Origin of the sequence: Shewanella sp. HN-41 (assembly GCF_000217915.1) — a bacterium.
Lineage (GTDB): Bacteria > Pseudomonadota > Gammaproteobacteria > Enterobacterales > Shewanellaceae > Shewanella.
Genome location: NZ_AFOZ01000044.1, coordinates 147,356 through 164,582, shown reverse-complemented (window position 1 = coordinate 164,582; position 17,227 = coordinate 147,356). Strand labels below are relative to the sequence as shown.

Genomic DNA, 17,227 nt, shown 5'->3' with positions numbered 1-17,227 from the left:
TCAGTTGGTTAGAATACCGGCCTGTCACGCCGGGGGTCGCGGGTTCGAGTCCCGTCCGCTCCGCCAACATTAAGACGAAAGCCTCATCGAAAGATGAGGCTTTTTTCGTTTCAGCGCTGCAGAAGATCGCGGTTTTGTTATAGCGACAGCGGGTTTTACTTTATTTTTGTAGTTTCTCCCATCCTCAATATAGTTGTCGATTTGAGCATATTTTAAGTATTTAGCGCGTGGTAAACACTTTACCTCTATTTAACTCATCTCTTTTTTTACTATTCTCATCTACTTAATATCATTCATTTTGGTGTTTTTGTTGTTAAGTAAAAACTTAAATTGAAATAATGATTGAAATTGGGTTATTTGCCCCAAGATAGTCTTAAGTGCTGCAGTTTTGTAGCGTCCATCACTGAGGTCAATGCCATGCTTTATGATTTAACGGTTGTACAATTTAGCAAGATGCTGAAAAATTTAAGCGTTATTCTTGAAAAGGGCGAGAGCTTCGCAAACCTCAAGAAAGTTGATATGACAGTGCTATTGAACTCACGTTTAGCGCCGGATCAATTTAACCTTATTCGCCAAGTTCAAATTGCCTGTGATACTGCCAAAATTGGCGTGGCACGTTTGACCGATAACTTAGATACTGTGCCAAAGCACGATGATAGTGAAACGACTTTAGCTGAGTTACAAACTCGTATTAGCTCTGTATTAGATTATTTAGCCACGTTCAAAGTGGATGATTTTGCTAATGCGGCCACGATTCATGTCTCACAACCGCGTTGGGAAGGAAAATATTTAACTGGATATGAGTTTGCTATTGAGCATGCCATCCCTAACTTATACTTCCATATAACAACAGCCTATGCCATTTTACGCCACAATGGTGTTGAAATTGGTAAGAAAGATTACCTCGGCGCTATGCCATATAAGTCGTAAACCTAAGCTAGATGTAGTACTGTTGCGCAGCCTAATGGTTGTGCAACAGCGCTTCGCCGCTCGAGTTTATCAACCTTTCTGCATTATCATCTGTTCTTTCTCTACCTATGTTAGCCGCTTTGTCGTCGGAAAATTTAGGGCTCGTTAGGGTTCTGTTGCGTCGATGAAATAAATCATTACTCAGTTTTTCATTTTGACCTTACGTCTCACTTATTTTCACCCATGTTAGTGCCCCCTAATCTTGTTGGCTTAGGTGAATGATATGGAACGTAAGTTTATGTGTCGCCAAGTTATCAGTTACTTAGATAGTGAATGGTGAATTGACTCATTCTGTTTGTACGTTTTGAGCAGGAATTTACTGGAAGAACCTATTTAAGGTTCTAATTAAAGGAGTTAGCTATGTCTATCGAATCTCAAGCCATCGAGAGTCCTACGGATACAACGACAACTGATTTACCGATGAAGAGCAAGAAAGCAAAAAAAGCCGCTGTTACCAGTGGATTGCGCCTCAAAGACAAGTTGACCCAAGACACTCGCCGCCGAATTGAAATTCTGCACGAGCAACGCCAACTATCCAATCGTTTCGGCGTGGATATAGAAATTGACTAAAGCCATTGGCTTGTCGCTAAGTATTGGATATCACATCTAGATATTTAGCCCGCATGTACAGCTTCACGACGCCCGTCGTGGGGCTTGCTCACTCTCCTTAAACATTCACTTCTTTAATGATTAAATTCATATTCCATTATCGTGACCATCTCGTCCATATAATCTTCCCGTGAAATTGTTGACCAACCGAGTGCCTGGTAAAAGTCTGCTTTGTCTGCGGTAAACAAATAGATTTTTTGTAATCCGAGTGCTTTGGCATAATCAACGACGGCATTGACTAATAATTTCCCCAATCCTTTATTTCGATAGTGTGCATTAACATACACATTGGCCAGCCAAGGGCTTAGGTCGGTTCGGGTATCCATATCTGCTGCGGTTAATGAGGAGGAGCCCATGACTTGATTGGCTTCTTCACAGATAAACATCTTAGGGATGGCGGCGTCAGTGAGGTACTCGCTCATCTGCTCAATGAGTGTGGTGACTGTGGCATCCGCAGAACTTAAATGTGCCCATTCTTGATGATGCCATTGTGCCAGTTGTGGAATGTGCTGCGGAGCCGATTTTAGGTCGATAACTTTCATCTCAATCTCTGGGTTTATGTTATGCAAAGGGCTTAATGGTGCGACGTAGTGGTGCAAATACTAGATTCTACTCGCCTGTCTAAATGATGTGGTGGCAGGTTTGATTGAGCATGGTTTGGCTGAGTATACCGCTTAAGTTGGGAGTGGCAGAAATACGCTGGCTTCGAGTCCACCTTGTTGCGCGTGGCTAAAGCTGAGTTCGCCTTGATAGCTGTCGACGATATCTTTGCAGATAGATAACCCTAAACCATAACCTTGAATGCTTTCATCTAACCGAATGCCGCGCTCAATGATAACGGACAGCGCGGCATCGGAGACGCCTTCTCCATCATCGCTGACTAGGATCCCATAACCTGCAGTGGGAGTCGTTTGTTGTTGGATACGGATCTCAATGCTCTTGCGGCCATGTTTGCAGGCGTTATCCAGTAAATTTCCTAAGAGTTCGAGTAAGTCATCCCTGTCAAACGGCATCACTAAGCCGCTCGTGTAATGGCTATGAATAATGCGCTCTGGGTAGATGCGCTGCATCACTTGGATCAGCGGCGCGAGATCGTCATCGATCACGGTATAACGCCCCGGAGTGGACAGGCCGACTATCTTAGTGCGCTTAAGCTCTCTTTCGATGATGTGGTGCAGGTTTGCGAGCACCTTGTTGCCCTCACTCCGCTGTTCTGGCGGTAGGCTTTCTAGGTAGGACCGTAGTCCTTGTAACGGACGTTTCATTTCGTGGGCTAAGTTACCTAGGGCGTTGCGGGAGCGTTGTACTCGTTGCCCCAATTGGTTGACTAAGCGATCTATCTCTTCTATCAGCGGGATAATTTCGCTCGGCATTTGGTCTGGATTGATTTCTTGCCCTTGGGTGCGCATCTGCCGGATGGCTTCTGGCATCTGCTCTAAGGGTTTGAAGCCGCGTTTAAGTAGCTGATACTGCGCCATTAATAGAATGACAATCGTGAACAACACCGCCGCGCTGGCAAAGGCCAAAAACTGCACTTGGGTCTGTTCTAGCTCGCTGATGTCTTCTGTCACCCACAGGGTAACTAACTGTTCCTCTTTGATAACGGCCTGACTGAACATCAGCCAATGTTCTTTGCCAACAAACTCAGTGGCTTGATGTTGCTCACCGGCGGTCAGTTTTGGCATGTTCACGTTATGGTCGAATAGGGAGCGTGAGCGCAGGTTTTGCTCGCCGATTTGAATCGCAAAATAATGCCCAGAATTAACCCTGTGGTACACATTGGGCAAGCGGTCGGTGGTGAGCGCCCAGGTGCCATCGGGATTGTGATCCAGGGCGGATATCAGGCTGTCGGCATCGTGTTGCAATCGCGAGGCAACAAAGTCTTGGGTTAATATTTGAATACCTTGGTACAGAAAATACAATAACAGCACCATGGCAAAGGTGAGCGTGATCAGCAGATTGCGCGTCAGATAACCCTTGAGTGAATACACGCCTTTTACTCCTTGAGTCGATAACCTTGGCCGCGACGGGTTTCGATATAATCCTTGCCTAAGCGCTGGCGCAGGCGGTTGACGTACACTTCGATGACATTGCTGTCTTTGATTTGATCTTCTTCGTAAATGCGTTCACTTAGCTCGGACTTAGAGACGATTTTGCTGGGGTTGGCCATTAAGTAATGCAGCAGGCGATATTCAATCTTAGTCAGCTCTATGACTTCGCCGTCGACATTGGTGACGGCTTGCTTATCGACATCGAGGGAGACGCCCGCATGTTGTAGCACATTGTCGGCGCGGCCAAAGTGGCGGCGGATCAACACTTCGAGCCTTGCGAGCAGTTCTTCAATGTGAAAAGGCTTACCGAGGTAATCATCGGCACCCGCCTTGAGGCCATCGACCCGCTCATGCCATGCATCGCGGGCGGTGAGGATCAGCACTGGCATAGCTAAGCCCTTTTGTCGCCATTGCCCTAGGACTTGTAAGCCGGGTTTGCCGGGTAAACCGAGATCGAGGATAACGGCTTCGAAGTTTTCTTCTTCGCCTAAAAAGGCGCCGTCGATACCGTTATCGGCGTGCTCGACGGTATAACCCGCCTTGTTGAGGGCGGGAATGAGGCGCGCGACCAGATCGGTATCATCTTCAATCAATAGCAAACGCATCAGTCGACCTTTTCCTTTAGCCACTCGCCGGTTGTGGCGTCAATCTTGATTTCATACACTATGCCATCGTCACGGAGGATTTCGAGTTCGTAGATGATCCTTCCATGTTTTTGCTCGACTTCGAGATCGAGCAGCCGTCCCTTTAGCCGTGATTCATAGCGTTGCATTATGGTGTCGAAGGGCAAAACCTTGCCCTCCTTAACCCACTCGACCACCTTGTTTGAAAGATCATCGTCGTGGGCATTGCAGCTGGGGCTGCTAATCATCCCAACGGCCAAAGCCAGGAATATTAACGGTATCTTCATCGAATATGCCCTTCTCTGCGAGGTTGTGACAATTGCTGCATTGACTGAATGAGCCGACTTTGGGGTTATCTTGCACCATACGTCTTGGGATCTCATCGTGTTTGCGAATAAAAAATGCCTGTTCTGTGATCTTCTGCGGCCCTGCGCCTGCAAGCAGCGGCGTGCTGTTTTTCATCACCTTACCATTTTGCGCCGCATGTTGAACCAGATATTCCTCAATTCTAGCAGTGACTTGAGGATCTAGGCTGGCGTTGTCACCAAAGTGATTCTCAAGATTTGCGGTAATGGCGCGCCACTTGTCGGCGGGGAGTAAGTTCGCGGGGTAAGCCATGTGGCAACTGCCACATTCTGCCGTGTATTCCGCATTTTGTGGAATGGCGCGGCTGAGTTCGCGGCCATCGTCCGCATAGCCTGTGCCAGTTAAGGTTAGGCTGACGCCGATAACCCCAATGGCTAATGCCGCGGCTGTGAGTGATGAACCTAAGAACCAACTAATAGGGTGTGCTTGTTTAGTCATGACATCTTCCTTTTTGTACCGTTACCTTCTGTGGAAGGTATTAATTTAATGAGTGATACGGTCGAAATTTGGTGGTTATTGCAGGCTTAACCAGAGTAAGGCATCGCCTTTTTCCTGCGGCGTGCAGTCGCGTTTAAAGGTCCAGTTACAGTTACGGCTAAACCATTTCTCAATTTTGGCTGAGTCGGTTAACCGATCTGCGGTAATCGATGGCGCCATAGGGTCAATGGGTTTACGGGTATTTTGGTGCATCCCCATGTCGGTGACTTTGGCGGTATGACAACTGGCGCAGCTGCGACCGTCCATATCCTGTAGCCAAAGCTTTTGCCCTGCGGCGGCGCTAAAGGGGCCAGCGCCTTGGGCTTGATAGCTTTGCAGCTGCGTGCCGATGCGCTCGGCGCTAAGTGGCAGGCTTTGCACTTTACTGTTGGCGGCGCTAACGCTGAGGCTAGTCAGCAGCAAGGTGGAAATCGCGACGATAGCAAGGCGGCTCTTATTCGTGTGTCTGGTGAATCTGTTCATAGGGCATTCCTTTTGGGCTGGATGTCTTGTTGCTAAGCAAAATGGCTAATGGATTAATCTTCTTGTTCCACAGGGCGTTGTTTCTTGCCCGTGACCATGGCTCTAACTAAGTTTTCTTTGTGTAACAGGCTGCTGACGATGACGCCGCCAACATGGATAACCACGAGAAACACTGTGAAGTTGGCAAAGAATTCATGGACTTCTTTTATGGCGCCCTCAGGCCAAGTGGCGAAAAAGCTTGTGGCTAATGGGCCGTGTCCGTCGGTGGCGTACAGTGCCATGCCCGAGAATCCCGTGATGGCGATGCTGGCAATTAAGGCTACTATCATCATTGCCCCGGCGGGGTTATGGCCTATGTAGTCTTTGGCTTTGCCTGCGGCGAGTCCTTTGAGGTACACCACTACTTCTTTAGGGCGAGTGACAAAGTTACTGAAGCGCGCATTGTGAGTACCAATCACGCCCCACAGCAGACGAAACACCAGTAAAATTAAGATGCTGTAACCTGCGTAACTGTGGATGGTCATCCACTCATCTTCGCCTTCGGTGAGGTAGGCTAAGGTGAAAAAACCGACGAGTGACCAATGGAATATGCGGATCAACAGGTCCCAGACTTTGATGGTTTGCAGTGTGTTTGATGACATGGTGTGACGCTCCTAAGTGGGTTTAGGTGTAGGCTACTTAACCCAAACTTAAACCTCGCTTAAATTTTGAGGCGCTAACATTCATTGCATTGATGAGGGATAAGTGGTGCGCTTACTCTGGCGGAGAGCCATAAATGTCAACGAAAGCTCGCTTGTTAACCTCTTGGTATTACGGTAGATTCTGCCACCTCAACCGAGTGAAGGGACTAACTTAGCTATGTCTACCGCCGTTATTCGCGCTTTCATCAGCCGCAATCCGAGTCGTAAATCCTTTTTTATTTATGCGGTTTTATTATTTTTGATTGAAGTCTTAATCGCTTTATATGCGCCTGCGGGCGTTATCCGTGGGTTTGTGGGCGATGTATTGGTGGTGATCTTACTGTTTTGCATGGTGCGTGCTGTCGTTCCTGTCGCCCATTCGGTAGAAAAAGCCGCAGCAAAAAATAAAGGCGATAGTATTCAGCGCTTATTTCAAACTCCTTGGCTGGCGCTCGCGGTATTGCTGTTTGCCTTTGCTATCGAGTTTGGCCAGTATTGGGGTTTAGTCGACAAGCTAGGCTTGGGCGGAAATCACTTGGCGCGGATAGTGATAGGTAGCCATTTTGATCCACTCGATCTCGTGGCATATTTTGTCGGCTACTTGATTTTATTGGGCTGTTATTGGACAAGCCGCCAGCCCTAGTATTGGAATCCGCAAGAGCCGCGTGACGTGTGTTTTCGCGGATAAGTAGGCGAGATAGGTAGACGAGATAAGTGGGGTTAGGGGATGCAGCAGATAACGGCGTTTTCACTGCTAACAGCACGTACCGATGGACTTGAGCCTAATCCACTGAAAATGCCTTTGTATTTCAATGGCCAACTTACTCATGCCTTTATTGCTGGTCTAGTGATTGAAGGTCAATACCGCTGCGTTTTACCCAATAAAACCTCGGGGTATCTGGTCATCACTTCTTTTGATTGTCCCTTCGAAGAGTCGACCGAGTTTAGTCTGCTTGATGAAGCGTTTAGGCTCATAGCGACGACATCTTTGGCGCAAATGTATGATTCATTTTTACTGCACTCACACTGGCCCATAGCCGATAACCGCCTGCGGTTGCACTATTACGGTCAGTTTGTGCTGGATTTAGTGATCACAACTGGCAGCTCTTGGCTAACGGCCCGGCCGAAACTTAAGCTGATAGAAGTCGTTGATCCCCAAAGCGATCCGCAAACGGCTGCCGCTATGGCAGAATTGGCTCAGCGTTTAGCGGCCATCGAAAAATCCCTTTAATGTGGGACTAAAAACGGCGTCATCAGCCGATTTAACCATGCCATAAAGACTTGCAGGCGTTTAGATAAATGCCGCCTGTGGGGATAGAGCAAGCTTACAGGCATTGGCGGCGCGGGGTAATTGGGCAGGATCTCGACCAACTCTCCAGTGTGTAAATACTTAGCCACCCCTATGCTGGGAACTTGAATTATCCCCAGCCCCGCCAAGCAGGCTGAGCTATAGGCATCGGCATTATTTACCGTAATCAATTTAGGTAGTTGGATAGTAAGGTTCGCTTGATGAGTGTGGGGATCTTGATATTCAAAGCCTGAGTCAGTGCCACCTAATTGACTGACGTAGTGAACGAGTTTGTGGTTGTGTAAGGTGAGATCCTCAAGGCTTTCGGGTCTACCGTATTTGGCAATATAGGCTGGGCTGACACAGTTCTGCATCTTAAAATGCCCCAGCGTTTTCGCTATCAGTCCTTCTTGCTGCACACTGCCGACACGGATGACGCAGTCGAACCCTTCGGCAACGACATCCACCTTACGATCTGTGCTGCTCAGTTCAATCTCGATATGCGGATATTGCTCAATAAATTCAGCTAGTTTTGGCAAAACTAAATTGCGGGCAATGCCTGTCGACATATCGACTCTGAGCCGTCCCGACACTTGCTCGGCTTGCAGTTGGAACAGGCTTTCTAATTCTTGAAACTCCGCCAGTAAACTCTTGCAGCGCTCATAACAACTCTGGCCATCTTGGGTTAAGCGTACCGTCCGCGTGGTGCGTTGCAACAAGCGCGCGCCTAGAAATGTTTCGAACTGCGCCACTACATTCGACACATGGGTCTTCGATAGGCCTAAGCTGACGCTCGCTTGGGTAAAGCTTTGTAATTCAGCGACTCGCATAAAAATTTGCATGGCTTGCAGTCTATCTTGCACGAGGATTGTCCTTTATTAGCTAACAGTCTTAGCATTTATAGTGTGTTTATCTCGTTAATTGCAAGTAATAAGCTGTGTGCAGTTAATTAGGCCCCAAGGCTTAGGTTTCACTTACAGCGACGATTATAAGGACTGACCATGAACACGACCCCAATTGCAGTTATCACTGGCGCTAGCCGCGGTTTAGGTAAAAACACTGCCCTGAAATTAGCGTCGCAGGGGATAGATATTATTATGACCTATCAAACAAATGCCGCAGCGGCGGCTGAAGTGGCCGCCGAGATTGAATGGCTTGGACGCAAGGCTGTAGCGCTGCCGCTGGATGTGAGCGATAGCGGCTCATTTGTCGAGTTTGCTACCCAAGTTAGCACAGTATTAGCCCAGACTTGGCAGCGAGAGTCGTTTAACTATTTGATTAACAATGCCGGCATAGGTATTCATGTGCCTATGGCGGAAACCAGTATCGAACAGTTCGATACCTTGATGAACATTCACGTTAAAGGGCCGTTCTTTTTGACTCAAACCCTATTGCCGCAGCTGATGGATGGGGGAAGTATTATCAATATTTCCACTGGCTTGACGCGCTTTGCGATTCCCGGATTTGGCGCCTATGCCACTATGAAGGGCGCGGTTGAAACTATGACTAAGTATTGGGCGAAGGAGTTAGGCTCGCGGGGTATTCGGGTCAATGTGCTTGCCCCTGGGGCGATTGAAACAGATTTTGGCGGTGGTGCAGTGCGGGATAATGAACAGATGAACCAGTTTTTAGCACAGCAGACTGCGCTAGGACGTGTGGGCTTACCTGACGATATTGGCGGCGCGATTAGTGCCTTGCTATCGCCTGCGGCCGCTTGGATTAATGCCCAGCGTATCGAAGCTTCAGGCGGTATGTTTCTGTAATGGTGTGATTAATTAATATGTGAGGCAGAAATAAAGAAAGGGCGAATCGCCCTTTCTTATCTATCACTTCTGCGCTGCAATGATGGCTATTACACCATAGTTATCACGTTTAGCAGAACTGCTAATAACTACTGCTGTAGCAGGTTAGAAACGTCCTTTATAGAAAGCCTCTTAGCTAAAGTCCTTCACCAAAGTTCCTTAGAAGAAACCTAGTGGGTTCACATCGTAACTTACCAAGAGATTCTTAGTATTTTGATAATGGTTGAGCATCATCTTATGGGTTTCGCGGCCGATGCCGGATTTTTTGTATCCGCCAAAAGCGGCATGGGCAGGATAGGCGTGGTAACAGTTAATCCACACGCGGCCCGCTTGAATGCCACGTCCCATACGTTGAGCCGTGTTCATATCTCGCGTCCACACGCCTGCGCCTAAGCCGTACTCGGTATCGTTAGCGATCGCTAAGGCTTCGGCTTCATCTTTAAAGGTGGTGACCGAAATCACTGGGCCGAATATCTCCTCTTGGAAGATCCGCATCTTATTGTGGCCTTTCATAATCGTCGGGCTGATGTAATAACCTTCACTTTGGCCACCATCGAGTTGGCAAAGTGTGCCGCCCAGTAGCACTTCTGCGCCTTCAGCCTTACCTATGGCTAAGTAACTTAAGATCTTATCAAACTGTTCTTTTGAGGCTTGAGCCCCCACTTGGGTGTCGGTATCTAATGGATCGCCTTGCTTAATGGTTTGAGCGCGGGCGAGTACTTTCTCGATAAAGCGATCGAAAATCGACTCTTGGACTAACACCCGTGATGGGCAAGTACAGACTTCGCCTTGGTTAAAGAAGGCCAGCAACATACCTTCGACGGCTTTATTTAAATACTCGTCCTCATGGTCCATCACATCGGCAAAAAACACGTTAGGCGACTTACCGCCAAGCTCAACGGTCGAAGGGATTAAGGATTCGGCGGCGCATTTTAAAATGTGGTAACCAATTTCGGTGGAGCCCGTAAACGCAAGCTTAGCGATGCGTTTGCTGGTGGCCAGAGCTTGTCCCGCCTCCGCGCCAAAGCCGTTGACTACGTTAAGAATACCCGCGGGTAATAGGTCTTCAATCAGCTCGAGCAATACCAGAATCGATACCGGTGTCTGCTCCGCAGGCTTGAGTACCACACAGTTACCCGCCGCCAGCGCAGGAGCGATTTTCCATGCCGCCATCAAGAGCGGGAAGTTCCAAGGGATGATCTGGCCGACCACGCCCAAAGGCTCAGGGAAGTGATAACTGACTGTGTTGCCGTCGATATCGGCGGCACTGCCTTCCTGTGCGCGGATACAACCGGCAAAGTAGCGGAAGTGATCGACGAATAAGGGCAAGTCGGCGTTTAAGGTTTCACGCACCGCTTTACCGTTTTCCCAGGTTTCGGCTACGGCTAAATATTCGAGGTTTTGTTCGACCCGATCGGCAATGCGCAGTAACAGGTTTGAGCGTTCGGTGACTGAGGTTTTGCCCCATGCTTCTTTGGCTGCGTGGGCTGCATCTAACGCTAATTCAATATCTTGTGCATCGGATCGCGGGATTTGGCAAAAGTTTTGGCCATTCACGGGTGAGCGATTGTCGAAGTATTTACCATTGATCGGGGCGACCCATTTACCGCCGATGAAGTTGGCGTATTTTTCTTTGAAGTTAACGATTGCGCCTGCGGTTCCGGGTTGAGCATAAATCATAGAATCATTCCTTCTTGTGGATGGCATGCTGGGCGTTGGCGATTTTTACGCTCTGGGCTTCAGCAAGGGAGTCTTGTTGATGCATCTGATGGATGCTTTTTTATATATTTTTTTGTTTTGCTTTAAGCCGATCCTATTGATTGACTTAGTGTTCTCTTATGCAACACCTAAGGCTTGCATACCAATGGTGCATCGCAAGGAGAGTGCCAAACTGGCAAGAGTTGTACACTTGTTGCGCTAACAGTATGATGAAAAGCTCATTTTGCAGATTTGAATAAGTATGGGCACTCAGGGAGAGAAGTGTGTCCTGTGGTCACTTTGTCATCGAACGGCACACTGCAACTGTGCCGAAACGGAACACCGCTCGGGGGAGCACGGCTATGACAGTTAAACCGCATTTACCATCGACACAGGCTTGGTTGGCCGATTCGTGGCAGCGCAGCATTGGCGCTGGCTTATCAGAATTTCAGTTACCCCAAGAGCTTAGGCTCGATGCCAGCGAACTAAAACAGAAACATGAGCAATATCAAATGCTCATTGCATTAGTGCAATCCCATGCCTTGCCTTTGTTCAATCAGTTGATGGCGCATTCTAATAGCCGACTCTTGCTCTGTGATGCTGAGGGTTATGTGCTTAGGCACTGGGGCGTGAGCCGTTACTCCACAAAACTGGCGGATGTAGCTCTGGATATTGGGGTGAATTGGCTCGAGCAGCACAAAGGCACCAATGCGATAGGGACTGCACTTACCGCCAAACAAGCGGTATCAGTGGTGGGTGAGCAGCATTTTATTCGCCAGAATCGTTTTATGAGTTGCACCGCTTGTCCGATATTTTCCCCCCAAGGTGAGATGCTCGGGGTGATAGATATCACCAGCGAGCAGCAAAGACACACCCAGCAGACGCTGATGTTAGTGTCGAGTTTGGCGCAGCAGGTCGAGACCGCACTCTTGTGTCATCTGCCCGATAGCCATTATCGAATCGATTTAGCGGCGCAGCCAAATCTGCTAAATTCGGGTTGGCAGGGCATAGTGATTGCCGACAGTGATGGTCGCATTGTGGGTTGTAATCCCATGGCGAAACAATTGCTTAATCATGCCAAGATCGGCGATGCCGTCGAGCAGTACTTAGGCGATAATTGGAGCCGTGCGGGTGGTTTTAATCAGCATTTAGACTTGCATCTACAGACTCAGCCCTTAAACATTCCCAGCGTCAAGAGTCGGGTGGCGATGAGCAATAAATCGCTCACGCAATTGGGCGTGCGGTTTCGCGATCCTCAACTTGAGCGCGCATGGCAACATGCCAATAAGGTGATCACTAAGCAAATTCCACTATTAGTGCTCGGCGAAACCGGTGTCGGTAAAGAGCAGTTTGTTAAAAAGCTCCATGCCCAGAGTGCGCGTCGCACCGAGCCCTTAGTCGCGGTGAACTGTGCGGCTTTGCCCGCCGAGTTAGTCGAATCCGAACTCTTTGGTTATCAGGCAGGTGCTTTTACTGGGGCGAACCGCACGGGATTTATCGGCAAAATTCGCCAAGCCCACGGCGGTTTTTTGTTTTTAGATGAAATCGGCGAAATGCCGCTGGCGGCCCAGAGTCGTTTACTCCGGGTGTTGCAGGAGCGCGAAGTGGTGCCCGTTGGCAGTAATCAAAGTTTTAAAGTCGACATCCAAATCATTGCCGCAACCCATATGGATTTGGAACAACAAGTGGTGCAGGGGCTGTTTCGGCAGGATTTATTCTATCGATTAAACGGTCTACAAGTGCGGTTACCTGCGCTACGTGAACGGCAGGATATCGAGCGTATTATCCATAAATTGCATCGTAAACATCGCATTGCGGCGCAGGCTATTTCCCCAGAGCTGTTAGGGCAGTTGATGCAGCACGACTGGCCGGGCAATTTGCGTGAGCTCGATAACCTTATGCAAGTGGCTTGCTTGATGGCAGAGGGTGATGACACCTTAACTTGGCAGCATTTACCCGATTATATTGCACAAAAATTAGCGGGCGAGCCGTTAAAAGTAGACCTGTTAAACGCAGAGCCGTTAAAAGCCAAGTTGCTTAGTGACGAGGTTAAGACTAGTCAAAGCTCTGCATCCCATCCGCAGGGTGGCAATATCGCGGTGCAGCCAAATTCTATGTGTTCAACGGCGGAGACTGCAGCCATCAATTCCCTCCATGGGGCGATTTATAGCAATGTACTGCAGGCATACCAAGCCTGTGATGGCAATGTGAGCCAATGTGCGAAGCGTTTAGGGATCAGCCGTAATGCTTTGTATCGTAAGCTGAAACTGTTTGGTATTAAGGGTTAATTTTAGAACGATGGGAAAATACCCATATTAACCCTTCCATACTGACTAAAGGCCTTAACAGCAGGATTTATGTGGGCAGACTAATGTATACCTTTAGGCCATGGGGAACGCGATTTTCGGCTTTAATTTTACCCTTATGGGCGGTAATCGCCGCTTCAGTAATCGCAAGACCCAGTCCCCAGCCGCCGCTCTCTCTTTGTCTTGCCGAGTCGGGGCGGTAGAAAGGTTTAAAAATCGCATCGAGTTCGGCGGGATCTATCCCCGGACCATCATCCTCAATGGTAATGTGCACTTGATTTTCCGTTTGAGTCGCATGGATATGAATATCACTCTGGGCATAGCGAATCGCATTACGCAGCAGGTTTTCGATGGCACGGGAAAGGGATTTAGGAAAATGTGCTAACTCAATTTCTTCATCGATATCGATAGTAATGCTTTTACCTTGTTGTTCGGCCTCAAATTCCACATCGTCCAGTACTTGGCTGAGTGATTCGGCTAACCCAAGGCGGACCTTAGTTTCATTAGTGCTGAGTTTTACCCGCGATAACTCCAACAGCTCTGCGATCAGTTTTTCTAACTGTTCGGCCTCGTAGGCGATGCGGTCGGTTTCCGTGGTTTGTTGACCTTTCTTTCGGGCGAGTGCCAGTGACAGTTGCAGACGAGTCAGTGGCGTGCGCAGTTCGTGGGAAATATCCCCCATCAACCTCTGTTGGTTGTTCACCATGGCTTCAATGGAATCCGCCATGCTATTAAAGGCGCTGGCGAGTTGACCAATTTCATCATTACGCTGGGTTGTTGCCCTATCGACACGGTTACTTAGATCTCCCTCGGCAAGGGCATCAGCACTTTTCTTGAGAGAGTTTAATGGTTTACCTAAATGCCAAGCGAGTATGGCGCAGAGCAACCCCGAAAGTACAATGGCTAAGCTCAGGGTGAGCAGTTTGTTTTCAATAAAGAAGAAGAACCAGGGGCGCGGATGGATATCCGGTAGGCGGCCATAGATAAAATAGGTTTCACCTTCGAGGCTGAATTGATGGGGGCCGAAAACCAATTCGTCTTTAAATTGATGGCTAATAGGTTGTTTTTCTTCATCGGCCATTAGCATAAAGCTGCGAACACCACGGCTCACTCTATTGGTGTTGAGCACTTGTCCTTGGCTGTTCACTAAATAAAGCCGTAATGGTTTTCCCTCCATATCCCTATGCCTTTCCCCGCGGCGCAGAAAATCTGATTTGAGCAGGGCTGGGTTTTCTTGGATGCGTAATGCGACCGTGGCGAGCAGTTTTTCGAGGTGCGGTGGAATGGGGGCCCTATCGTGATTTTGTTGTAGCAATGGTAATAGGCCAACCAAAGCAATGATCAGCGAGCTGCAGAGCCAAAATCCTAGTAATAATTTGATAAATAAGCGATTAGGCACAGTCAACTCCGTCGTTAGGGTAACCAAATATAGCCTTTGCCACGAATAGTCTTCACCCTCGGCCTGCCATCGCTACGCTCGGGGAGTTTTTTCCGTAAATTTGAAAGATGCATATCTAAACTGCGATCGAAGGGCATGAGTTTTTTACCGAGCACAATTTCGTTTAATTCTTCCTTATTCATTAACTCACCGGCGTGGAGTGCGAGGGTATGCAGCAGCGTAAATTCTGTACCAGTGAGTATGATCAGCTGCTCGTTACAGTAAGCCTCTTGACGGGTGGGATCTAAACGCAGATCGCCAAATTCCTGTGCCGGAGTCGCATGAATTTCTTGGGCCGTTAAATGGGAACGGCGGATGATGGCTCGAATACGGGCGATAAGCTCCCTATCGTTAAAGGGTTTAGGCAAATAGTCATCGGCACCGATTTCAAGGCCAACCACGCGGTCGATTTCATCACCGCGGGCGGTCAGCATTAACACTGGGGTTTGTTTATGTTGACGTAGGGCGCGCAGCACTTCGAAGCCGTTTAACTTGGGTAACATTACATCGAGCAAGATCAAATCGTAATCGGTCGCCAAGGCCAATTCCAGGGACCCTGGTTTACCATCGTAGGCCAGTGTTAACTTAAACCCTTCTAGCTCGAGTAATTGTCCGAGGAGTTCTGATAGACCAAGATCGTCATCGATTAATAATATCCGACTCATAGTGTTCCTTAATCTCTCTAATATGGCCTTGCGTACCCGTTTATCACGGGCACTTTCAGTGCTTTGGCTGAGTATACCCGTTTTGATGTCAATTGCTGTGTAGCAATGTAAGCCAAAGTAAAGAATAGGGAATCTGTTATACCTAAGCCACCTCAAGATACGAGTTTCCTGCATCTTGAGGGCAACTTTACAGTGATTTACTCAGGCAACGCTCTCACTTACATATGGTGCTTTAGACTGTAATTGTCGAAAGTGATTCGGCTTTTAAAAGGGTCGTCACTGTGTCTTACTTTGCAACATAAAGTTGAACTATTGAGGTTAACATGATGAAAACATTATCTCCTTTAAAAGCTGGCCTGTTTGCCATCTTAGCAAGCTCCGCGGTATTCGCGACTACAGTTAATGCCGAACCAGGCCAAGGCTGTGACTATCCTCGGGGTGAATTCCATAAACATGGCGAGCGTATGGTTCAGGACGGCATGCACAGAATGTTTGAAGGTTTGGATCTGACCGATACACAGAAGGCTGACATTAAAAAATTGTTTGCCGAGCAGCGCGCCGCGAATAGCGAAGACAGACTGACTAAAGAAGAGCGTTTAGCGCACCGCGCTGAAATGCAGGCGCTGGTCACCTCTGCGGCCTTCGATGAGGCACAAGCTAAGGTCCTAATGAGTGCTCAGCAGGAAAAACGTCAAGCACAGGCCATTGAGCGGATGAAGATGCAGAATCAAATCTACAATCTACTGACGCCCGAACAGCAAGCTAAGTTTAAAGCGAGATTTGAAGCACAAGCTGGTAAAGAACCTCGCGGTTAAGCGGCTAAGCTGATATACAATAGAGTCATAGCTTCCCGATATAGACCCCTATGACTCAAACTTCCCAATACGATTTTTGGGTCAAATTGGCTAGCCGCGCCTCCGTGGCTACCGCTTTGACCCTTATTACTATCAAGCTGTTAGCTTGGTTGTATTCAGGTTCGGCCAGTATGTTGGCATCCTTAACGGATTCCTTCGCTGACGCGCTTGCCTCGATCATCAATTTTATCGCCATTCGTTATGCCATTGTCCCCGCCGATCACGACCATAGGTATGGCCATGGCAAAGCAGAACCCTTAGCGTCCCTTGCCCAGTCTGCCTTTATTATGGGCTCCGCTTTTTGCTGCTGTTTTACGGGGGAGAACGTCTGATTACTCCTGCGCCTGTGGAGCATGCCACCTTAGGTGTAGTGGTTTCTGTGGTTGCTATAGTGTTAACACTGGCGCTGGTGATGTTGCAAAAACGAGCACTCGCCGCAACCAATAGCTCAGTGGTGGAAGCCGATTCATTACACTATAGATCTGACTTATTCCTCAATGCAGCGGTGCTATTGGCATTAGTCTTATCCCAATATGGCTGGTGGTGGGCAGATGGTCTATTTGCGGTATTAATAGCTTTATATATTGGGCAGCAAGCCTTTGATCTGGGTTATCGTTCAATTCAAGCGCTGTTAGACCGAGAGTTAGATGAAGAAACCCGTCAGCAGATCAAGCAAATTGCGAAGGAAGATTCACGGGTGCAAGGGCTGCATGATTTACGAACTCGGCAGGCGGGTAAAACTGTTTTTATTCAATTTCATTTAGAACTCGATGGCAATTTAAGTTTAAACGAAGCCCACAGCATCGCCGATACCACGGGTTTGCGAGTCAAGGCTGCGTTTGAAGATGCTGAGGTGATTATTCACCAAGATCCAGTACAGGTGGATCCAAGTCCAACGAGTTCATAACTGCGAGCGCA

The 17,227-nt window shown here is 48.3% G+C and carries 18 protein-coding genes and 1 pseudogene; 8 read left to right on the top strand and 11 right to left on the bottom strand.

Annotated features, from left to right (window positions below):
• Positions 1–417 precede the first annotated feature (417 nt).
• Positions 418–930, top strand: coding sequence for a DUF1993 domain-containing protein (locus SOHN41_RS18130; protein WP_037459628.1), 513 nt, complete (start codon positions 418–420; stop codon positions 928–930).
• Between the two features lie 399 nt (positions 931–1,329).
• Positions 1,330–1,539, top strand: coding sequence for a hypothetical protein (locus SOHN41_RS18125; protein ID WP_007651872.1), 210 nt, complete (start codon positions 1,330–1,332; stop codon positions 1,537–1,539).
• A gap of 113 nt (positions 1,540–1,652) precedes the next feature.
• Here the strand turns inward: SOHN41_RS18125 and SOHN41_RS18120 are convergent, their stop codons facing one another.
• The 7 genes from SOHN41_RS18120 to SOHN41_RS18090 all read right to left on the bottom strand — a co-directional run bounded on the left by SOHN41_RS18120 (position 1,653) and on the right by SOHN41_RS18090 (position 6,219).
• Positions 1,653–2,120, bottom strand: coding sequence for a GNAT family N-acetyltransferase (locus SOHN41_RS18120; RefSeq protein WP_007651871.1), 468 nt, complete (start codon positions 2,118–2,120; stop codon positions 1,653–1,655).
• Between the two features lie 132 nt (positions 2,121–2,252).
• The gene (locus SOHN41_RS18115) at positions 2,253–3,569 is read right to left on the bottom strand and encodes a sensor histidine kinase (protein WP_007651869.1); all 1,317 of its coding nucleotides are present in this window, start codon (positions 3,567–3,569) and stop codon (positions 2,253–2,255) included.
• A gap of 5 nt (positions 3,570–3,574) precedes the next feature.
• Positions 3,575–4,234, bottom strand: coding sequence for a winged helix-turn-helix domain-containing protein (locus tag SOHN41_RS18110; protein WP_007651867.1), 660 nt, complete (start codon positions 4,232–4,234; stop codon positions 3,575–3,577).
• Entirely contained in the window at positions 4,234–4,500 is a 267-nt protein-coding gene (locus SOHN41_RS18105; RefSeq protein WP_037459609.1) for a PepSY domain-containing protein, read from the bottom strand. Before SOHN41_RS18105 ends, SOHN41_RS18110 begins: the two co-directional genes overlap by 1 nt.
• Complete coding sequence (locus SOHN41_RS18100) at positions 4,493–5,056, bottom strand: diheme cytochrome c (protein ID WP_007651865.1); 564 nt, start codon at positions 5,054–5,056, stop codon at positions 4,493–4,495. Before SOHN41_RS18100 ends, SOHN41_RS18105 begins: the two co-directional genes overlap by 8 nt.
• 75 nt (positions 5,057–5,131) lie before the next feature.
• Positions 5,132–5,578 (bottom strand): DUF1924 domain-containing protein, encoded by a 447-nt coding sequence (locus SOHN41_RS18095; RefSeq protein WP_007651864.1) that lies wholly within the window; start codon positions 5,576–5,578, stop codon positions 5,132–5,134.
• 53 nt (positions 5,579–5,631) lie between these two features.
• Positions 5,632–6,219 carry a cytochrome b/b6 domain-containing protein gene (locus SOHN41_RS18090; RefSeq protein WP_007651863.1) on the bottom strand — a complete coding sequence of 196 codons (588 nt, stop codon included), beginning with the start codon at positions 6,217–6,219 and terminating at the stop codon, positions 5,632–5,634.
• Positions 6,220–6,436: 217 nt separating this feature from the next.
• Between SOHN41_RS18090 and SOHN41_RS18085 the strand changes: the two genes are divergently transcribed.
• On the top strand, positions 6,437–6,901 hold the full coding sequence (locus SOHN41_RS18085; protein ID WP_007651862.1) for a DUF2809 domain-containing protein: 465 nt from the start codon (positions 6,437–6,439) through the stop codon (positions 6,899–6,901).
• A gap of 84 nt (positions 6,902–6,985) precedes the next feature.
• A complete protein-coding gene (locus SOHN41_RS18080) occupies positions 6,986–7,489 on the top strand; it encodes a hypothetical protein (RefSeq protein WP_007651861.1) in 504 nt (167 codons plus the stop codon).
• Here SOHN41_RS18080 and SOHN41_RS18075 read toward each other — a convergent pair.
• Entirely contained in the window at positions 7,486–8,409 is a 924-nt protein-coding gene (locus tag SOHN41_RS18075) for a LysR family transcriptional regulator (RefSeq protein ID WP_007651860.1), read from the bottom strand. The genes SOHN41_RS18080 and SOHN41_RS18075 overlap by 4 nt on opposite strands.
• A gap of 138 nt (positions 8,410–8,547) precedes the next feature.
• On the opposite strand from SOHN41_RS18075, the gene SOHN41_RS18070 reads away from it, so the two are divergent.
• On the top strand, positions 8,548–9,309 hold the full coding sequence (locus SOHN41_RS18070; protein WP_007651859.1) for an SDR family NAD(P)-dependent oxidoreductase: 762 nt from the start codon (positions 8,548–8,550) through the stop codon (positions 9,307–9,309).
• 198 nt (positions 9,310–9,507) lie between these two features.
• Here the strand turns inward: SOHN41_RS18070 and SOHN41_RS18065 are convergent, their stop codons facing one another.
• Positions 9,508–11,028 carry an aldehyde dehydrogenase family protein gene (locus SOHN41_RS18065; RefSeq protein WP_007651857.1) on the bottom strand — a complete coding sequence of 507 codons (1,521 nt, stop codon included), beginning with the start codon at positions 11,026–11,028 and terminating at the stop codon, positions 9,508–9,510.
• 380 nt (positions 11,029–11,408) lie between these two features.
• Here SOHN41_RS18065 and SOHN41_RS18055 point away from each other — a divergent pair, with 380 nt between their 5' ends.
• Positions 11,409–13,334 (top strand): sigma-54-dependent Fis family transcriptional regulator, encoded by a 1,926-nt coding sequence (locus SOHN41_RS18055; protein WP_007651853.1) that lies wholly within the window; start codon positions 11,409–11,411, stop codon positions 13,332–13,334.
• Positions 13,335–13,401: 67 nt separating this feature from the next.
• Here SOHN41_RS18055 and SOHN41_RS18050 read toward each other — a convergent pair whose 3' ends face one another.
• Both SOHN41_RS18050 and SOHN41_RS18045 read right to left on the bottom strand, forming a co-directional pair.
• Positions 13,402–14,751: an ATP-binding protein gene (locus SOHN41_RS18050; RefSeq protein ID WP_007651851.1), complete on the bottom strand. Its 1,350-nt coding sequence runs from the start codon at positions 14,749–14,751 to the stop codon at positions 13,402–13,404.
• 14 nt (positions 14,752–14,765) lie between these two features.
• The gene (locus SOHN41_RS18045) at positions 14,766–15,455 is read right to left on the bottom strand and encodes a response regulator (protein WP_007651850.1); all 690 of its coding nucleotides are present in this window, start codon (positions 15,453–15,455) and stop codon (positions 14,766–14,768) included.
• Between the two features lie 326 nt (positions 15,456–15,781).
• Here SOHN41_RS18045 and SOHN41_RS18040 point away from each other — a divergent pair, with 326 nt between their 5' ends.
• Together SOHN41_RS18040 and SOHN41_RS18035 are read left to right on the top strand one after the other, a co-directional pair.
• Complete coding sequence (locus SOHN41_RS18040; protein WP_007651848.1) at positions 15,782–16,270, top strand: Spy/CpxP family protein refolding chaperone; 489 nt, start codon at positions 15,782–15,784, stop codon at positions 16,268–16,270.
• 50 nt (positions 16,271–16,320) lie between these two features.
• Positions 16,321–17,216 (top strand): annotated as a pseudogene (locus SOHN41_RS18035) (cation diffusion facilitator family transporter).
• Positions 17,217–17,227: the final 11 nt, after the last annotated feature.